This window comes from Deltaproteobacteria bacterium (assembly GCA_016874735.1).
GTDB lineage: Bacteria > Bdellovibrionota_B > Oligoflexia > Oligoflexales > CAIYRB01 > CAIYRB01.
The window spans coordinates 140,532-158,242 of the sequence record VGTI01000004.1 but is presented as its reverse complement, the minus strand read 5'-3'; the positions used below and the strand labels follow the sequence as shown (position 1 = coordinate 158,242).

General features: G+C 50.5%; 15 protein-coding genes and 2 tRNA genes. 7 read left to right on the top strand and 10 right to left on the bottom strand.

Translation table 11 applies throughout. From position 1 onward, the window contains the following. Nucleotides 1-164: 164 nt before the first annotated feature. The 5 genes from FJ146_04600 to FJ146_04580 all read right to left on the bottom strand — a co-directional run bounded on the left by FJ146_04600 (nucleotide 165) and on the right by FJ146_04580 (nucleotide 7,452). Entirely contained in the window at nucleotides 165-1,103 is a 939-nt protein-coding gene (locus tag FJ146_04600) for a protoheme IX farnesyltransferase (GenBank protein MBM4251225.1), read from the bottom strand. A 300-nt stretch (nucleotides 1,104-1,403) separates the two neighbouring features. Further along, nucleotides 1,404-3,773 (bottom strand): lytic transglycosylase domain-containing protein, encoded by a 2,370-nt coding sequence (locus FJ146_04595; GenBank protein ID MBM4251224.1) that lies wholly within the window; start codon nucleotides 3,771-3,773, stop codon nucleotides 1,404-1,406. Beyond that, nucleotides 3,774-4,757, bottom strand: a complete 984-nt coding sequence (locus FJ146_04590; GenBank protein ID MBM4251223.1) for a glutaminyl-peptide cyclotransferase — start codon at nucleotides 4,755-4,757, stop codon at nucleotides 3,774-3,776. It abuts the gene before it with no gap. A gap of 56 nt (nucleotides 4,758-4,813) precedes the next feature. Continuing rightward, a complete protein-coding gene (locus tag FJ146_04585) occupies nucleotides 4,814-5,854 on the bottom strand; it encodes a hypothetical protein (GenBank protein MBM4251222.1) in 1,041 nt (346 codons plus the stop codon). 2 nt (nucleotides 5,855-5,856) lie between these two features. After that, nucleotides 5,857-7,452 (bottom strand): Ppx/GppA family phosphatase, encoded by a 1,596-nt coding sequence (locus tag FJ146_04580; protein MBM4251221.1) that lies wholly within the window; start codon nucleotides 7,450-7,452, stop codon nucleotides 5,857-5,859. A gap of 131 nt (nucleotides 7,453-7,583) precedes the next feature. On the opposite strand from FJ146_04580, the gene FJ146_04575 reads away from it, so the two are divergent. After that, nucleotides 7,584-9,107, top strand: coding sequence for a hypothetical protein (locus FJ146_04575; GenBank protein ID MBM4251220.1), 1,524 nt, complete (start codon nucleotides 7,584-7,586; stop codon nucleotides 9,105-9,107). Here the strand turns inward: FJ146_04575 and ribF are convergent. After that, on the bottom strand, nucleotides 9,104-10,153 hold the full coding sequence (gene ribF, locus FJ146_04570) for a riboflavin biosynthesis protein RibF (protein MBM4251219.1): 1,050 nt from the start codon (nucleotides 10,151-10,153) through the stop codon (nucleotides 9,104-9,106). The two genes, FJ146_04575 and ribF, sit on opposite strands and share 4 nt — an antisense overlap. Before the next feature lie 301 nt (nucleotides 10,154-10,454). Here ribF and FJ146_04565 point away from each other — a divergent pair, with 301 nt between their 5' ends. Both FJ146_04565 and FJ146_04560 read left to right on the top strand, forming a co-directional pair. Continuing rightward, nucleotides 10,455-10,658: a hypothetical protein gene (locus FJ146_04565; GenBank protein MBM4251218.1), complete on the top strand. Its 204-nt coding sequence runs from the start codon at nucleotides 10,455-10,457 to the stop codon at nucleotides 10,656-10,658. 11 nt (nucleotides 10,659-10,669) lie between these two features. Next, the gene (locus FJ146_04560; protein MBM4251217.1) at nucleotides 10,670-11,536 is read left to right on the top strand and encodes a hypothetical protein; all 867 of its coding nucleotides are present in this window, start codon (nucleotides 10,670-10,672) and stop codon (nucleotides 11,534-11,536) included. On the opposite strand, the gene FJ146_04555 is transcribed toward FJ146_04560, so the two are convergent. The 3 genes from FJ146_04555 to FJ146_04545 are packed head-to-tail and all read right to left on the bottom strand — an operon-like array spanning nucleotide 11,533 to nucleotide 14,322. Further along, nucleotides 11,533-12,969, bottom strand: coding sequence for a hypothetical protein (locus FJ146_04555; protein ID MBM4251216.1), 1,437 nt, complete (start codon nucleotides 12,967-12,969; stop codon nucleotides 11,533-11,535). The two genes, FJ146_04560 and FJ146_04555, sit on opposite strands and share 4 nt — an antisense overlap. 55 nt (nucleotides 12,970-13,024) lie before the next feature. Continuing rightward, the gene (locus FJ146_04550) at nucleotides 13,025-13,528 is read right to left on the bottom strand and encodes a VOC family protein (protein ID MBM4251215.1); all 504 of its coding nucleotides are present in this window, start codon (nucleotides 13,526-13,528) and stop codon (nucleotides 13,025-13,027) included. After that, nucleotides 13,480-14,322 (bottom strand): 3-deoxy-8-phosphooctulonate synthase, encoded by an 843-nt coding sequence (locus FJ146_04545; GenBank protein ID MBM4251214.1) that lies wholly within the window; start codon nucleotides 14,320-14,322, stop codon nucleotides 13,480-13,482. Before FJ146_04545 ends, FJ146_04550 begins: the two co-directional genes overlap by 49 nt. Nucleotides 14,323-14,431: 109 nt before the next feature. Here FJ146_04545 and FJ146_04540 point away from each other — a divergent pair. The 4 genes from FJ146_04540 to FJ146_04525 all read left to right on the top strand — a co-directional run bounded on the left by FJ146_04540 (nucleotide 14,432) and on the right by FJ146_04525 (nucleotide 16,526). After that, a tRNA-Phe gene (locus tag FJ146_04540) sits at nucleotides 14,432-14,507 on the top strand. 55 nt (nucleotides 14,508-14,562) lie between these two features. Further along, nucleotides 14,563-14,889 (top strand): preprotein translocase subunit SecG, encoded by a 327-nt coding sequence (gene secG, locus FJ146_04535; GenBank protein ID MBM4251213.1) that lies wholly within the window; start codon nucleotides 14,563-14,565, stop codon nucleotides 14,887-14,889. Nucleotides 14,890-14,923: 34 nt separating this feature from the next. Further along, nucleotides 14,924-15,008, top strand: a tRNA-Leu gene (locus tag FJ146_04530). A 147-nt stretch (nucleotides 15,009-15,155) separates the two neighbouring features. Beyond that, a complete protein-coding gene (locus FJ146_04525; GenBank protein MBM4251212.1) occupies nucleotides 15,156-16,526 on the top strand; it encodes a hypothetical protein in 1,371 nt (456 codons plus the stop codon). Here the strand turns inward: FJ146_04525 and FJ146_04520 are convergent. Then, nucleotides 16,523-17,689 (bottom strand): hypothetical protein, encoded by a 1,167-nt coding sequence (locus tag FJ146_04520; GenBank protein ID MBM4251211.1) that lies wholly within the window; start codon nucleotides 17,687-17,689, stop codon nucleotides 16,523-16,525. The two genes, FJ146_04525 and FJ146_04520, sit on opposite strands and share 4 nt — an antisense overlap. Between the last annotated feature and the right edge of the window lie 22 nt (nucleotides 17,690-17,711).

Below are 17,711 nucleotides of genomic sequence, written 5' to 3'. Positions count from 1 at the left end.
CCTACCGATCCGTACACATAGTTATCGGAAAAAACTAGGATTTACTAAAGCTATTATTAAAATCAGTATGATGAAGCCCAGATATAGCCAGTTACGGTAATGATTGTGGTAGCTTGCGGATGGCCCGAGAAAGATCCGTCGCCACTTAGTATGGGTTAATTTGGTCATAATATACCGACCGTCAACCTATCGATGGCCAGGGCACCAAATACGGCAAAGAGATACAGGCACGAATAATGGAAAAGTGGCATCGCAAGTGCGTTGCTTTTGGATGCGAATAACGCCCATGCTTGCCAGCAGAAATAAATAGTGGCCGCCCCAGCGATGATCAGAAAGAGATACCCGACGGCACCAAAGACAAATAGGGAACCAACTGCAGGGAGCAGAGTCAAAGTGTAGAGCAGTATTTGCTTGCGTGTGTTCGCTTCTCCACGTGTAACGGGCAGCATGGGTACGTTAGCAGCCGCGTAGTCTTTCTGGTACTTGATCGCTAGCGCCCAAAAGTGTGGGGGTGTCCAAAGAAAAATGATCCCAAACAGCACCCACGCTTGCCAGCCCAAACTGCCGTGAACTGAGGCCCATCCAATCAGAGGGCCGACGGCTCCAGCCGCCCCACCTATCACGATGTTTTGATCAGTATATCGCTTTAAACACAGGGTATATATAAGTACGTAAAATACATTAGCCGCGAGAGCGATATAAGCTGCTGCTGGGGTAGTCCACTTGTAGAGAACTATCATGGAGATAGCAGCTAAAATGCCTCCGAAAATGAAGCCTTTCATTGCTGAAACCTGGCCAGACGGAACTGGGCGTCCACGAGTTCTATTCATGACCACGTCAAGGTCAGCATCCAGTAAGTGGTTAAACACTGAAGCAGACGCGGACGATAGAAAAGTCCCAATAATGGCAGCAACCATCAAAGTCGGGCTCAGAGTCACCTGGGCAGCAAGCAGCATTGTAGGTAACATTGTGACAACCACTAACAGTGATATTGTCGGCTTAGTTAACGGAAGGTAGCTTTGCCAACCTGAAGAGGTTGCCTTAGGGGCAGTTTCAGTGAAAGTTTGTGACACGCGCGTTTGCTCCAAATGTTGCGTCCGAATAGATCGGCTACCTCACGTGTACAACACGTAGGCTTGACCACTCAACTCGATCTTGGTCGGGAGGGGTCTCTATAGCGGCGCCTGGGCAAAGACAGCCTTGCGCTTCAGCTTACCAACGGGGGGTCCAGCCAACCCAAATCGGAAAAAACACACAGAGATAAAACAGGGCGGGAAAAACCACCATTACGACCGCCAGACTAATCCAACCAGCTGCCTCTTTTAGCGGATCACGTTGCGGTGTTAACGACATATAAGCCCCTCTAGTACAAACAGTTACTCACCTTTTTATCATGCGCCGCCTTAGCCAGCAAATCCGAAATCAAAACCTGGGTCTACTGGGCCGATCCCCTGGCTGATCAAATAGTCGTATACGACAGCATTCCGCCAGACATTTTTAATATATTCGCGAGTCTCGCCAAAAGGTACTAGCTCCACAAACATAAGTGGGTCGGGATGATGGCGCCGTTTCAGCCAGGCATCCATGGCAAACTCACCAGCATTATAGCTGCCATAAACGGCCGGCGGGAAGCCATCGTAAGTTGCAGTTAGCAACCGTAGATAATGACTGCCCAGACGAATATTGATTGTTGGATCGAGCAATTGCTCCTCAATACCTTGATTAGGAGTGAGACCGATTTCGGCAGCATACTTTTTGGCAGTTGATGGGATCAGTTGCATGATGCCGATTGCATTAGCAGAACTGCGAATGTCAGGAGTGAAGCCGCTTTCCTGGCGGGAAATGGCCAAAAGGAGTGATGTTGGCACCTGCAGTGCAAGAGCCTGCTCTTGGTAAAGAGAAAGGTATGGCTGAGGGAAGTAGATAAGGATCTGCTCTGGCCAGGCCTGCCAAAAGTCCTGGTCCAACTTTGCCAATTTACCCGTGAGTCCGATGGCAGCAAGGTGAGCCCCAGCTTTAAACTGAAGTCTACTTAGGTAAACGAAGGCGCTAAGGTGTTTTTTGGGGGATAATCGGCTATTCATTTCAGTTTCTAGTTCGGCCACAGCAACGCGGCCAAGGGATTGAATGTCAGCGGCCAGAAGAAGTTCGGCTCGCATAAATAACTGGCCCAATTTAGGCTGGAGACGTAACTCAGATAAACCGAAGTCTTGGGTTTCGCTGATCCGATCTGTTAGTTGTGGCATGTGGCCAATAGCTTTTTTCCATTCGGTTGGTGGCAAAATACCTGACTCTCCAGAAGCGATGACACTGTAGTAGCTGAGAGGTGCCCTTCCGATCATATTAGCTAACTCCAGCCCGGCCTCGTCGATCTGCCCCAGCTTTTCATGACAACGACTCCGCCAGAACATGGATGCGATTCTTTGGCTCTCATCTGCCGTGGACTCTTGCACTTTCTTCCAGTGGTTTAGGGCCGCTACGTAGTTTCCTGAAAGATATTCGTAGATCCCACCGGCCCATGCTAAGCGGTCGCGCCATTGATCGTTCAATTCGGGGGTTTTAAGCGCCAAGGTATTTAGGGAGCTAGCACTGTGATAGTGTTTTTTTTCCACTGCAACGCGCGAGGCCAGCGTGTGGTATGCATCGACAGTAAGTATCGATAATTGCTCGTTTTGCGCTTTTCGCAGGGAGAGGCTTTGTGACTTGGCGGTACGCTTGGCAAGGACTAAAGCGTCACGTGCAAATGTTTTCGCATTTTCCAAATCACCTACTAGTGCTCTGTACCTGGCAGCCCAAAGGGTTTCATCGATACGTCGTAAGACTAGGCTAACAGGGTCGGTTCCCATCGCTTTTCCCGTAACCCCTGGATTTCCCCATAATTTTACTAAATCTAAATAGGTTTCTGCGGCATCTACCCTCTGGCCAACGGACCGCTGAAGAGAGATCATACGACCGGCAATCTCGACCGCCATGCCCTGAGTTTCCGGCTGCTCTGCTAGACGCGGGTACAGTTCTTTGAGAATACTGATGGTAGCAGTAGAGTTGTTACCGCACTGATAATTGACCAATGCAGACCAGTAGTCTTGCCATGACGCACTAAGTGAATGTTGCCAGGTCGACCAACTAGGATCATCCAGGGTCGACTTGCGGCAATATTTAACAACCAGTTTTGTCAGCAGTGGATCGGTAGCTGGGATTCCTGTTGGGGGGAGAAAGTCGGGTGACTGCGCGTCGTTGGCGTGGTGACCAGAAGAGATCCATTTGCTTGCTACTTGCCTAATAATCGGTCTTAGCTGTTCATCGCGGCTAAGCCCGGACTCTGTCATGTAGGGGCTTAGCTTGCCGTTTTGCGTTTCAGTCATCAAAAGCTTACTGAAGACATCTATGTCAGTCGATTTACCTGCTGATTCGGCGTAGGTCCGAATCCATCCTTGTAAAGACAGTTTGCCGAAAGAGCCATGACTTAGAGTAAGCGCTTCAAACCATGCTTTGCTCGCTCCGTCGAAATTTCCTGCTTTTTCGAGTTCCGTGGCTTTCACAATAACGCGAATATCTTTGACGTAGTTTGCGGTGTGGTCATGTTCATCAATCGCGGCGTCTAGGGCAGCCAACTGATTGGCGCTTATGACTCGAGGCTTACTTGGACGACCCTTTTTCCGCTTGGGCCTACTGACCACCTGTTCGGAGGACAAATCTGCTTCAGACCCGGCGCACGCCGCCATTGCTATCGCCAATAAGATCACGAATAAGCATCGCTTGTATGCATGCGCCATTTATTCATCACCTAACTTGTCTACGCTTAGACGAAATACACGTGGGCTCCCCGCTGCTAATATAGCCAATACATCCCGGTCAAAGCGCATGAGGCTAGTATTTGCGACCAGATCTGATGGAATTTGAGCAGCGGATGTTGATTTAAGAGGAACGTTATATATTTCCAGATTTCCGTCGTCGAACAAGTAGGCATGACTGACATCATTTAAGGCCATGTTGTGGAGCTTGCGACGGCCCTCAACCGGCACTGACTGTAAGGGTTTACCCGCAAAACTGAGGCGTATTAACGCTGATGCGGATAACGCAACTAGCTCGTGTTTTGTCATCTGTAGATCTAGACCCATTGATCTTAATTTGGCGCTCACATGACTTTGTCGATCGGGTCCATCAAGCGCGATGTAGCGCACCTCACGCTGAGCTAAGTACCAGAGTCTCCGCGACTGCGGGTCAAAAACATATTTAGTGACGTCAGAAATATTATAATCGTAGCGAGCTAAGACCGCCTTTGTGTACCGATCGATCCGAAAAATGTGATGAGCTTTGATAAGCCAAAAATTATCGCCTTCGCCGGCGAAACCGAGAGCACGATCGGGTTCAGCAATGTCAAATCGAAGTATGCGTCCAGATGTCCAAGCAAGCTCAAAGAGCTTATTGTCTGATGAGACAAAGTCATTTAGGCCGTCAGATCCGATATGTCGTAGCGGACTAGCAAAACGCTCGCTCGGTGTCACGAGCTGCGTGCGTACGAGTTTACCCGAAGCTAGATCCCAGCTCCAAAGCGAGGTTTGGCCAATCATGAGCAGGTTAGTAGGGGAGGATAACCTCAAATCGGTGATTGGCGCGTCCTTTGCCAGGGTAGCGAGCTGGTAAGCTGGCAGGGATAATTCCCGAGCATACAGTAATTGATGGTCGCTGGACCAACCAATTTTGGAAATACCCAAAGCCATGACCACGGCCACTTTGGCCAGTCCAAATCGACGCAACGAGAGCCCCTTTGTGGCGAACCTGTGGTTATTTCAGCAGGGAGCAGTCTATTATATTACGTCATCGCTAAGGCGTCGATAATCCCTGCTAGAATGAGATCTTCATTACAGCGGCGGCTTTTCAGGGACACATCGGCATGATGGCACAGCTTCAGTGCGGTACGATAAGTTCCCGCACTACGGACTCGTTGCACTAGGGGCAGGTAGTTTTTCACTACATAGGTCGAGACCTGCGCCTCTTGAGCGAGACCGGCGGGACTTTTAACCCCTTGCGCGTGGGCGTCCAGCAATTTCAAAGTGACTCTTATATGACTGGCAACGATGGCGAGTATTTGTAATGCTCTTTCGCCTCTCAGCAAAAGCTGGGAGCTTAAGGCCTGAGCCTTGGCCCATTGCCTTGCCAGCAGCAGTCGCTCCAGTTGGTTCGCTTCGTCAACTCGCAGTCCATCTAAGTGAGCAATTAAATCTGTCGCAGTCAGGGCTTTGGCTTCGTTGCCAAATAAACACTTCAACCGTCTAAGCTCATTGAGGTTAGTCGCTAAATCGTCGCCATTTGAGGCTAAAAGTGCCTGCACTCCATCGGCGGTGAGTTTCAGTTTGAGGCCGTCTGCAAAATGACTCAGGACCTGAGGTAACTCATTGGGCCACGGTAGGTAGCAGGGGACTAGTGTAGCCTTACGATGCAAAAGCGAGGCCTTTACCGACACTGGCAGATTTTCACCTTGATACACGAAGCAAAGTGAGTTTGGACCCTGATCCTTAGATGCAATGAAGGTTAGTGGCTTATGTAGATTTTTTGCCGCCTCGCACCTTCTTATCAGGTAAAGAATGCGGGGGTCGAACAGGCTTCCCTGTTGGAGCATGGAGGTCAGTGATGACTCGTTGAGTTGATTTGCTTCACAGGAGGCCACAACAGCTCCTGCCTCGACGGCAGTCGCTTGCAGTTTTGCGACGGCCTCACCTAGTAGTGCGTCCGAGGACCCATAGACTACGACCCACTGTCCCTTGGTTGAAGGTGCACCGGTGGTGCTAAGGGCAACCTTCATAGCATCTAGATAATCGCGAAATGCTCCATGCTTAGGGTATTTACCTGACAAGGCTACCTAGACTCCACGGTGATTGCTGGCCGCGTATGGAACCCAAGTTCCAAATCCCAGGATTTCTCCAGCGCACTTTGTTCCAGGCGAGCTTTTAGGAGTTCGACGTCGGGTGAGCGTTCCCGACTGTGTATTAGAGAAAGCTTTACAACCTGGCCAGAGACGTCGACTTCAACGTCCTCAACCCGACCCTGTCTAGTGCGATCAAGGGCGGCAGCTAGGCGTAAGATACCGGATAAAAAACGAAGTCTTTTGAGGTCGTTTGCCGTCAATTCAGCACAATCAGGATGATCAGCGCTAGGCAAGCCCTTTCGCTGGAAGCGTGCGATAAGACCCGTTAGCTGCCTCTCCGATTCGGTAAACCCAGGTAACCGTGAGTTTGATATCAGATACTGCGAGTGCCTGTGGTACTGCGGGTTACTTATGAACTTACCCGCCTCCCTTAGGTATGCCGCAGCTTTTAGAGCCTTCACATCAGCATCAGAGGTGTCTGCAGATGAGACTTTGAGGCAAAGCGGCGCCAACTGATGATAAAGTCTTAATGCGAGTAGCTTGACCTTCGCTGCATGAACCTGATTAAGTCCTAACCGTCTGGCGAACTGTTGCACGCTGTGCCACTGAATGTCAGGTAATTCACCAGCTGGCGCATCCGTGGCTCGGTAGAAAGTGTCTGCTACTAGCCCCTCCCTGAGGCCAAACGAGGTAATCATCCACTCCTTTACGTCGAGAAGGCGTGTTAGTTCTTCAAGAATTACTGTCCCAGCCAGGATGATTTCTGCACGGGATTGGTCTAGGCCTGTTGCCTCGCGAATTTTGTCCGGTGTCATGAGCGAGGCAAACAGCGTCCCTAGTTTAAATAGGTCATCCCTGGGCAGTATGTAGCCATTAGGATCTGACATCGATACGTTACCGAACAGCTTCGCATGCAAAAAGGCGATAGCTTTTGCTGTACCTGATGAAGCCAATGTGCGTTCAAACGATAATCCAGACATTTCCTGCTCCAGTGGAGCAAGGCGACTGTGCACATGGTCCTTCAGAGCCTCAAATGCAGAGACGCCGTAGGAGTGTTTAAAGAAACGATCGGTTAAGGTCACGGCCCCGAGTTTGATCGAGGAGACGAATCGGATTTCGTCGTCTTTAGCCACAATCATTTCCGTAGAACCGCCCCCAACGTCGACGCCAAGGCAAGGTATGTTATTAAGCGCCAGTCCGTAGCGCATTCCTAAAAAAACGAGCCGGGCTTCTTCAATGCCGTCAATGATCTCTATTTTGATACCAGAGGTTCGCTCTACCTCGCGCAGAAGCCGTCGGTGGTTTCTGGCCTCGCGCGTTGCGTGTGTGGCTACGGCTCGGACCGTGGCGTGAAACGGGCGGATGATCTCCTGCATGTGGGCAAGAGTCTCAACTGTGCGTTGGATTCCATCTTCGGATAAATTACCGTCAGCCTCAATTGCCTTGCCAAGCCGTAAGTTTACCTTATCATTGTCTAAAATGCGCATTTCGCCGACATGATCAATCTCAGCAATGACCATGTGGGCTGAATTGGTACCAATGTCTATAGCTGCAATTGTTTTTTTCGGCAGATGGGATTGGGGCATGGAGCATTTACCGGTCTGACGAAATCGAATACGATCCCGTAGTAAAAAGAATTGCCAATCGCGGTCGAAAATACGTTAGTTGGTTGGAAAAACCCAGAGAAAAGGGTTTCGCTATATAAGGACTTAAAAATATGAGAATAATCGGATCGGCGATGATTGCGTCGGCAGTGCTATTGGCGGCTTCAGTCGGTGTTCTCATAAGCTGCGAAAAACCCAAGGGCGGCCCATCAGCGAGTGCGGAGATTATCCGCACCGGGCGGACCTTGATACCGACAGGTCTACGTTTTTCAGATGTGGACCCCACAATAAGTGATGATGGCCAGCGTATTGTCTATATTTCCGGAGTAGGTTCCGCAGACGGCATTCCTGTTCTAAAAGCCTACAAACTGGCTTGGGGAGCTGGTGCGGTGCCGGGAAGCAGTAGCCGCGTTACAACCGAAGATATTGGCTACGAACGTGAGGCCCTCATATCTCCGGACGGCCAGTGGGTTTTATTAGCGTCTCTGAAAGATAACCAGGTCGATGTGTATCTACAGGCATTCGCTGGAGGTAGCGGGGCAGTCAAAATGACGTCAAACGATGCGGTTGAGTCTCAAATCTCCTTCAGTCCGGACAGTAAGATGGTTGCTTGGCTCAGTACCGAGGCTACCTCCGGTTCTACCGTGGTGAAGGTTGCTCAAATTGGAGGTGGCAGTGAGGTTGAATTAACCAATAACGTGGATTTGCCGACTGGTAGCGATCACATTGACCAGTTTTTTTGGATGCCTACGGAGGCTGGCGCAGCTAAGCCCTACATCTTAGTTACCGCCTCAGCGTCACCCGATGTTTCCGGTACCTCAGACCTTAAAAAGTTCCCGTTTGTGACTTTTGCCGATATTGCTACCTCTACTGGCACTAAATGGTTGCAAGGTATTCGGCTAGCAATTGAATCCAGACCTGCAGTGCGAGCTACAAGTGCTGTGATTGTGGAGCAGATCGTCGAGCCGTCCGCACAGGCTCCGCAGAGGGGCACAGGTGCTCCGACTAACCCAGCAACTTTTGCGCCGCTTAAGTCGGCTCCTATCTTTGTAAGTGTCGATGAGGCCAAAGTCCTCGAACGCTTTAGTTATGTATCTGGGGCAACAAATCCGCCACCAGGCTTTGACGTACGGTCGGTCGCACTGAGTAGCGATGGTTCTGACGCTTTAGTTTTGTCGGGTGTATTCTATCGCTGCGCTGGTGATACATCTGATCAATTTGGCACAACTTTCAGCTGGATGAAGTTAGATTCAAGCCAGCCATATGCCATGTTTAACCCTCGCATGAATCTCGGGACTGCCACTGAGTCCTCCCACAATGTAGTGGAAGCCTACTCATTTGCTGCCTCAGACCTATGTTCGAATCGACAGGGTTTGGATGGCCGAGTGAGTCGCATTGACGACCAAATTGTTGATTTCGCCCTGAATGGACTGGCCTCCTCTAGCGTTTATCGAATGGTTTATGTGACGCGCTCCACCACCAAGCTTGACGCAAACTGTAGTCTGAAAGCCGGTGACACCGAGGTGTGGGCCCTAAATGTCGATGCCGCGGGAGGTGCTTTTTACCCAGTTTCCAAGAATCATGACCCAGAAGTCCTCAAGGATAATACTTTGGAACAGGGTTTTTGCAGGCTTTAACTATTCAGCAAATGCTTAGCCTGTTGAATGTCGGCTCTGATTTGGTTTTGTAAATCCGCTATCGCATTAAAGCGCCTCTCATCGCGCAACCTGTGAGTGATGTAGTATCCAGCTCTCAGCTTGTAGAGTGAATCAGGGGCGAAATTCCCCGTAAGTATGTGAGCCTCAATGCGCACGATAGAAGTTTGACTTGAGACTGAGGGTCTCACCCCAATATTGATGACTGCAGGACTCAAATTGGCTGGCATCCGCGTGACAGGTGCCATCTGCGCTGCATTTGAGGTGTTCTCTAACCAAACAAACCCTAGGTATACCCCAAATTTAGGTAGAATTTGCTTACAGCCCCCTAAGTTTGCTGTCGGGAAACCAAGTTTTCGCCCGAGTTGGTCACCTTTTTCAATAGTGCCCTCTAGAAGATAGGGGCGTCCGAGCATCAAAGCGGCGTTAGCCATGTCTCCATCGTTGGCGATTGCCTGTCTAATGCGGCTGCTGCTTATACGAGAGTTTTGAAAGTCGCACGCTTGTCCAATGCTGAGCTTTATGCCGTGCTCCAAACTTTTTGTCCGGAGAAAGTCGAGGTTACCAAGCCTGCTCCGACCAAACTTAAAATCATCTCCAACCACGATTGCTTTGGCGCTAAGTGATTCGATTAAATATTCGTTTAAAAATTCTTCATGAGTAACGCTGCTGAACGCTGCATCGAAGCATTGTACGATCTGAATCTCCACCCCTAGTTCACCTAGGCACCTGGTCTTCTGGTTGGGTGTGAAGAGCAGAGCCTCGTCTTTTAGGCTCCTAAAATAGGCATCAGGCCTCGGATCAAAAGTGATCGCCATTGGGGTTAATGAATATTTGTTAGTATATTCGATGACTTCGGCTATCAGTCTCTGATGGCCCAGGTGGCAACCGTCGAAGTTACCGATGGTTAATGCGGCTCCAGCTGCAGGTGTTTTCCCATAGGATTTTATATCTGAGACTTGAATCAATTCAGTAACCTTGCTACTACCGGTCCGCCTTATGAATTTATGGCGAAATGGCCTTATGATTAAAAGTTTCTTAAATTCACTTTATACGACTGTATCATTGGCGGACAATTATTGGATTATCATGATAATCGTTCTATTTGTCTGCCTGGGCGTATGGTCGGCCCTTGCCGGGTCTCGTCTGTCTTATATTATCAAGGGGCCCGCTGCGACCAAACTATTCTTGGGGGTGCAGCTACATAGAGAGTCTGCTCCGGAGTCCGCTGAGAGCAGAGGCGAAGTTGATGTACACGTAGTTGATATAGATCTGGCTCATGTTATTTTTATCTCTAACAGTTCGTTCTCAAAGGGTGAGAGATTGACCATGAGCTTCGCAAAGGTCCCAGATTTCGCGTCAGTCATTGATCCCTACCAAATCACAGTGGGCAGCTGCCGATTACTGCGAGATCGTTCGGGTAGTTACCTAGTGAGGGCTAACTTCTCACCGATGGCTCCGAAGCTGCGATTACCGCTGCGTGCCTTTATCAATCATTTGTCGCGTCGTCACAAATTGTCTCTTGCCCACTGAGGGGGTCTAAGTTGACTCAATGGATAAACGGTCGGACTCAACTGATGGGCCTACTCGGTGAGCAAATCAGCTACACGATGTCGCCCGAGATCCATAACCTCGCAGCTGCGCGGCTTGGTCTCAATATTGTATATTTGCCCTTACCAATGCCAGCGCCACAAGTGAGAAATTTTTTACATGTAGCATGGGACATGGGAGCAGTTGGCTTTAATGTGACCACCCCACATAAAGCACTAGTGGCATCGCTAGTTCCCGGTAATTTATTGAGTTCGGTTAATACATTGTATCGGGGCGTCGAGTGGTGGAACGCGGCATCAACGGACGGCCCCGGATTTGTGCGTGGTCTAAGGCGGATGAATGCACAAGTAGAAGAGTTTCAGGACTTAGTCTTTCTCGGCGATGGAGGTGCGGTGACGGCTATATTGGGATACTTGGCCGCCCGATATGGTGACGGAAAACTGACAAAATTACCGCGAGTGTCGATCCTGGCACGCAGCAAAGAACCCAGGGAGCATTTGCAGTTACTATGGCCAGATAAGAGCTTATTGCAGTTTAGTGACCTCAGTGCGGCAGCGCTGGTCGGGGTATTGGCGCGCGCGCCGGAGGCACTACTCATTCAAGCCACTAGCGCGCCACACCGTGGAGACGACTTGGGCTATCTGGTGCCGGCTTTGAGGGGCTTTCGCGGTGCCTACTGTGACTTGGTTTATGGAAGTAGGTCGAAGTTGCTGCAATTTTGCACGCTGGCGGGTCTTAGGGCTCAAGATGGCCAGGCGATGCTGATTGAGCAAGCACTAGCGTCACAGAAGTTGTGGTGGGGGCAGGCTGCCATTTTCGAGGATATGCAGACAGCCCTTAAAGCTAGGCGAACCTTTTAGATTTCAAAGTCCGAGGTCACCACCTTATCAGCCACACGAACCGTGCGATCGCCGGTCAAAGGGCCGGCTGAGAATCGTACGTTGTAATTGCCAGGGGCTAGGATGGCGTGAAACCTCCCCTGCGCATCCGTGTTCCAGGTTCCTGGTGTAGCTTTGAGGTTGTCTAATGAATGGATGGAAATGCTGACATTAGCGAGCGGACGCCCGCGATTATCACGAATTGTGCCATGGATACCACTTTGATCAAGCCTATCGAGTAGTTTTTGCCAAGCTGGCCTCACAGACTCAACGGTCGATTGGCGTTGACTGAAGGGGGGCTGAAAGCCTGACTGATCGCTAGTCACCTCGATACAGTACGCGAGCACATGGTGGTCATGGTACATCCAGTCAATGTCACTGCCATCGACATCGTAGAGAAGTTCCCAAGCTGTACCCGGGGTGTAGGTCCCTTGTCCCAACTCGCTCGGGATAGTGTCGGCCAGCTGTTTGCCGATGGATTCTACAAGATCACGGTCTTCAGCGTGGCGACCGTCGCATCCATAGGGGTAGATCACTATTTCGCTGTAAGAATGGTAGGAAATGTTAAAAACTGGTTTTATGCGCTCTACTAGTTTCATCATGATCTGAGTTTCGGGTTCAGATGCTGCGGATGCCCCATGAAAATCTTGAGCCCATGGCATCGAGCTAGACCCACCACAGCCCGACCACATGTATGGATAATTGCGATTGATATCGACCCCGTAGTTGCCCCGTCCGTTTTTGCGCCACATGTTGTTGCTGGTCCACACCATGTGGCTGCCGTCTGGATTGACCATCGGGACCACCCAAATGTTGTTTCGATCGACCCATGATGTGACGCGCGGATCGGAGCCGTAGCGAGTTAGTAGATATTCGGCCGTATCTAGTACAACCTCAACTGTCATTACTTCTCTAGAATGATGCTCTGCATTAAAAAGTACTGCCGGCTTGGCCTCCCTTGTGGCAGCATCATTGCTAATGCGCAACCCCCAAAGTTCTGTGCCCTTGAGGGATTTACCCAATGACTCTAAATGGGCTAGTCCAGGGTAATTGCGTGCCCAATCGTTGAGAATTTCGTAGACCTCCTCAGGGGTTTTGTAATCGCTGTCAGGAGCAAGCGTGGTGTCGATTGTGTCTACGGATTTAACTGTGAAACCCTCAGCCAAAAGTGACAGAGTCTCCTGGTCAGTCGTTATCACGACGTCAGCAGTCCCCGTTTTGAGATTAAATCCTGCTATGTCGTAGCCCTTATCGCGTAGCTGACGTAGTTCCGATCGCGATGCGCTCATTTTGATCTTGGCTATACCACTGGGCCTCGCCTGTTCCACGTTAGATGCGGCCACGGCATACTTTGGGTTTAGGGTGGTTACCAGTATGGCTATCCCTAGCCAGCGCAAATATGGCACAGCCATCATAAGTCTCCCCGGTGAAGGTGGCTCAATGCAGCAGATGTTATCCAGATAGTCTACGTCACTTAGTCGGTGAGTAGTAGAGGTACTCGCCAACTAGGCCACAGGGATCACGAAAGTAAACCGCGCGACCATCACTGCGGTCATACGGTCCCTTGAGCAGGGTTGCCCCCTGACCTACAACAAAACTGGCAAATGCATCGACGGCCGCTGGATTTGGAGCAAAAAAACCATAGTGGTCCAGAGATTGCCAGCCGCTCTTAGCGTCAGTTTGGTAGTCTTTTTCCCCGCCATGTTCTGGTTTGGATACGGCCATCCGAGGAGTTTTAAGGGCCAAAATGTCGCCACCAACAGCGATGAACAATAGTTCGCCTCGGTCCTCGACTAGCCTCATGCCAAGGCTGTCGACGAACCACTTCCTGGCGGTCTTTATGTCCTCGACAACTAAACCTAGGTGATTGAGTCCGCTTATCGTAAAACTCACCGGTGTCTCCCATTGTTTTCGAGGGTCGACGCTTACTTGAATTCCGTATCGATCGAGGACCAGGCCTTTGAACTTTGCCACAGGGGTACGAGTTGGCTAAGTAGCGCCGTCGCTTGTTTTAGGTTCAATTGCGCGTCTTTGTCACTAATCGCTAATGTGGGATTGGTGTGGACTTCAAGAAAATACCCAGAGAGATAGCCAGTTGCAGTCGCAGCGCGGGCTAGCACCGGTGCAAATCGACGCTGTGCGCCAGATGTTTCGCCACCAGCGGCAGGCAACTGTGTGCTGTGAGTGATATCCAAAATGACCGGAGCTTCCGTCTCAGCCATGATGGGTAGGGCGCGCATGTCCACTACAAGATTGCCGTACCCAAATGTGAAGCCACGCTCAGTTAAGAGAATGTCGGCCTCAGAATTGGCGGATTGTGCGGCCTTTCGTGCTTTACTGACAACACTGGCCATCGCCGCCGGGGCCATAAATTGACCCTTCTTGATGTTTACGGCGCGCCCACTCATGGCAGCCTCTACTACGAGATCGGTTTGGCGACATAGGAAAGCCGGAATCTGCAGGTAATCACAGACCTGAGCGACTGGACCCACTTGGTAGGTTTCATGGACATCAGTAAGGATTCTTACCCCAAATTTGGCTTTTAGATCCGCGAACCATCTGAGAGTGGCATCCATCCCGGGGCCGCGGACGCTAGTTGCGGACGTCCGATTAGCCTTATCAAAACTGGCCTTGAACACGTAGTCGAACCCCAGTTCGATACTCAAGCGGCTCATGTGTCCGGCGACTTCAGCCATCAGTTCAAAGGATTCGGCCGCACAGGGCCCGGCAATTACGAGGGGGCGTTCACGCTTGGGCTTAGTGGTCATTCAGGGCTCCGGATTAGCACACGAGAGGTCAATTAAAGGTGGCCTGCTAGTTATCCATTGACTATCACAAAATAGGCGCATACATACTAACTTCCTTTTGGGGAAGCATGGCGCTTTAGCTCAGTCGGTAGAGCAGAGGATTGAAAATCCTCGTGTCCCCAGTTCGATTCTGGGAGGCGCCACCATTTTATCGTACACTCGGTCGTAGATTCACCGATCACCCAAGGAGCGGACGGACCGATGGCAGAGATACTTATTGAGATTGTGCATGTGACTGTTGCGTTGTTCATGATCCTAGTTGTACTCGTTCAGGGTGGCAACGAGGGTGGGGTCAGTGCGGCATTCGGGGGTGGCAGTAGTTCAGGTGTGTTTGGCGCCACAGGTGCGACTTCCCTGCTAGGGAAATTAACTTATGGCGCAGCTTTGATATTCATGATCACGTCGATAACTCTGACGGTCATGCAGGGCAAGAGCGGTGATGTCGGGTTGAAAGAGCGTCTCAAGGAGCAATCCGAACAGCAGGCTCCGGTTCAGCCATCGGCGGCACAGGCTCCGCCCAATCCTTAAGCTTTTGTTATTGCTGGTTTTTTGGTTTTAGATTGCGGTCGTGGTGAAATTGGTAGACACGCCAGTTTGAGGGACTGGTGCCGCGAGGCGTGGAGGTTCAAGTCCTCTCGACCGCACCAAACAAATGCTTACAGGTAGTTTCGGTAGAAAAGCGAGTTGGGCTCGGGAATGACATCTTATGTCACCGAGCCCATGTCACTTCAATTGGGTACGACTATCAGCTATGGCCTTATCTCTCGGCAACGATTGGAAGAGGGGACGCAGCAGTGGTCGCAAAAGTTCTTATAGTCTTTATCCTCGGCAGTTCTCTATTCGCTGACATCCTAGTCGCAGATCCAGCGCCAGAGTTGTTACATCGAAGTGTAAGGATGCTACCGGGTCAAGTGCGGTCAGTCTCGTTTCCCCAAGAATCAAGTCTACACGTGTCGAGGCGAGGGATCATCGATGTTGCTCACGTGGGCCAAGGTCGATGGCATTTGACGGCTCTCCGTTCGGGGATCGTGATGATAACGGCAGATACGGTTCAGTCGGCGGGGGGAGGAGACGCCGCGAGGTTATTGGTCGAGGTCATCGCGGCAGATTCTGTGGAAGCTGGCAAGGCGGCAGTGCCTGAGAGCAATTTGATAATGCCCCCTTGGCTTTGTAAAGAACCGGGGATTCGTTGTCAGAGTGATGCTGGGATCATTTCTGGTGAGACGAAGTCAGTTGACTGGTTTCGGCGGGCGCAAACCTTTTGTCGATTACGTTCCGATTGTCGCTTAAGCGTAACTCTAGATGTCGATACGTTGGCTAACTGGGAGAGAGAAACTGCCGCAATATTAGGGCCCAGATACGCGGTCAGTACCCTTGGAAAGAATTTGTTATCTGTCATGAGTTATTGCGGTGATACGTCGTCGCGCCACTCTGCCGAAACCGAAGTAGACGCAGTGACCCAGGGGGGCCTAAGTGAGGGTGTGATCATCTTTCGCTGTCTTGAAGATAGAAATGATCATCCCTACCAGTTGCAAATACGTATGTTTTCGATCCAGGAGGCAGAGGCTCGTGTGCTAGGCCTTGATACTAAAATTAATGCGGACGCTGCGGTGCCCCATGGAATATCGGAGATCGAACTATTATCAAAGTTCGAGTCAATGGCGAAAGATCGTCGAGTAGAAACGATTGCCGAGCCGGTCGTACGTATTGTTGGTAATCAACCGATCGAACTTTCAACGGGCTCAGAGCACCAGGTTTTGACATCGAAGCCTCCTGAATCTAAGGCAACGCGTGCGAGTTCCCCAACCCTATGGAAGCAGTTGGGTCTAAAGGTTAAGGTAGGATTAACCGAGCTGTCTCGGGAACGAGTACGAATCAGATACGATTTAAGTTATCGGGATCGATCTGGTAGAGAGCTTGACGTTAATATGAGTGAGATTCAGAGCGAAGTTATTTGTAAATTAGGCACTCCGACCATAGCGAGTATTTTGGACCTGCGTGGAAAAGGTGGGGATAAGGCGTATGTCCCCATTTTTGCACAAATACCTCTAATAGGGCCGTTGTTTAATCGAAATTCATACGAATCTCTGAAAACGCGCATGGTCCTTTGGTTCGTGGTTAGGCCAGAAGATCACCAGGATAATCTCGCCCCTATTGCATTCTAGTGTGATGTAAGGGAGCTAGAATCCAAGCCCTCCAAGAGGAGAGCAGCCATCCACAAGAAGTCGACACCTGAAAATTCGATCTGGCATGGAATAGGGTCGTAATTCGCAGATTTATTGGCTCTCTGCCAAAGATAGTCCGAGTGCCGATCACAGTCCATTGGGAGACGGTCCGCTGGAAACTGTCTCATAGTGATGAGCTCGTTCAATAGCTTCAGTCTAACAGTATTAGAAAGGCCGCCGACGGATCTAAAGCGCAAATATCTAAAAAAAAGATTTTGCTGATCTGCCTTCATTAGTCGGTCAGTGATCCATTCAAGTCGCTGGTCGGTTAGTGAAAACTTGCCAAAGGGCGCAACCAAAGAGTCAGCCGCTCCGAGAAAGCTCAGCCGCGAATCTCCAAGGTGAAGACCCTGGTCGTTTAACTCCATCTCAAGCCATGCGGTTAGCCCCCCCAAGTGAGACGTGTATCCCGCCGGATTAAGCAAAACCTCAATCTCAGCGGTCGAATAGCCTGCCGCAATAAGGTCAGGAATCTTCGGAGCTATCCTCAGATCGCGCTTTGCAAAGCCTCTCATAAGTCGGGCTAATCCCGGGGACAGGTAGCTCACATACACCGGGCCGGTGCCAAAGAAGCCATTGTTCTGATGGATCATGAACATCAGTTGACTGAGGTGTTGTTCGAATCGCGGAGGGCTGCGGGTCATGGCTATGAGCAGGCCAAGCAACATATCACGTGAAATACTTCGATAACATCTTGGATGGCGCAACCAGGCGTCGCGGTCCTTGGAACTTTCAATCGCAGCCCAGGCCTTCGAAGCCTCATCCAGCCAACTTAATTTCGCGAGACTTACGTAACGAATCGAAGAGAATAGTAGGCTGTCACACTGATCTAGCATTTCTCCCGAGGCGCCGCGATTTACCACCATACCATCGATTAAATGCGAGCTTTCGATTAAACGTTCATAAAGTAGTGCCCTCTGGCGAGTGGTTGCGATTATGTCTCTAGCTTTTCCAACCAGTTCAGTACTTGGAATCTCAGAATACGCGTGAAGCACATGGTTGGAGACGGACAGATATCGACCATTTGCAATAAGCTGAGAGTAAAGATAGGTGCTGCCGAACAGCAAAATACTGAGCAGTGATGTCCTGATTAATGGGTACATGGTGCGCTTCCCCCCCAAGCGC

What these genes read in the sequence shown, in the direction of transcription:
- FJ146_04595 (MBM4251224.1), bottom strand. Translation starts at nt 3,773, where the DNA reads ATGGCGCATGCATACAAGCGATGCTTATTCGTGATCTTATTGGCGATA.
- FJ146_04580 (MBM4251221.1), bottom strand. Translation starts at nt 7,452, where the DNA reads ATGCCCCAATCCCATCTGCCGAAAAAAACAATTGCAGCTATAGACATT.
- FJ146_04575 (MBM4251220.1), top strand. Translation starts at nt 7,584, where the DNA reads ATGAGAATAATCGGATCGGCGATGATTGCGTCGGCAGTGCTATTGGCG.
- FJ146_04565 (MBM4251218.1), top strand. Translation starts at nt 10,455, where the DNA reads ATGAGCTTCGCAAAGGTCCCAGATTTCGCGTCAGTCATTGATCCCTAC.
- FJ146_04555 (MBM4251216.1), bottom strand. Translation starts at nt 12,969, where the DNA reads ATGATGGCTGTGCCATATTTGCGCTGGCTAGGGATAGCCATACTGGTA.
- FJ146_04545 (MBM4251214.1), bottom strand. Translation starts at nt 14,322, where the DNA reads ATGACCACTAAGCCCAAGCGTGAACGCCCCCTCGTAATTGCCGGGCCC.
- secG (MBM4251213.1), top strand. Translation starts at nt 14,563, where the DNA reads ATGGCAGAGATACTTATTGAGATTGTGCATGTGACTGTTGCGTTGTTC.
- FJ146_04520 (MBM4251211.1), bottom strand. Translation starts at nt 17,689, where the DNA reads ATGTACCCATTAATCAGGACATCACTGCTCAGTATTTTGCTGTTCGGC.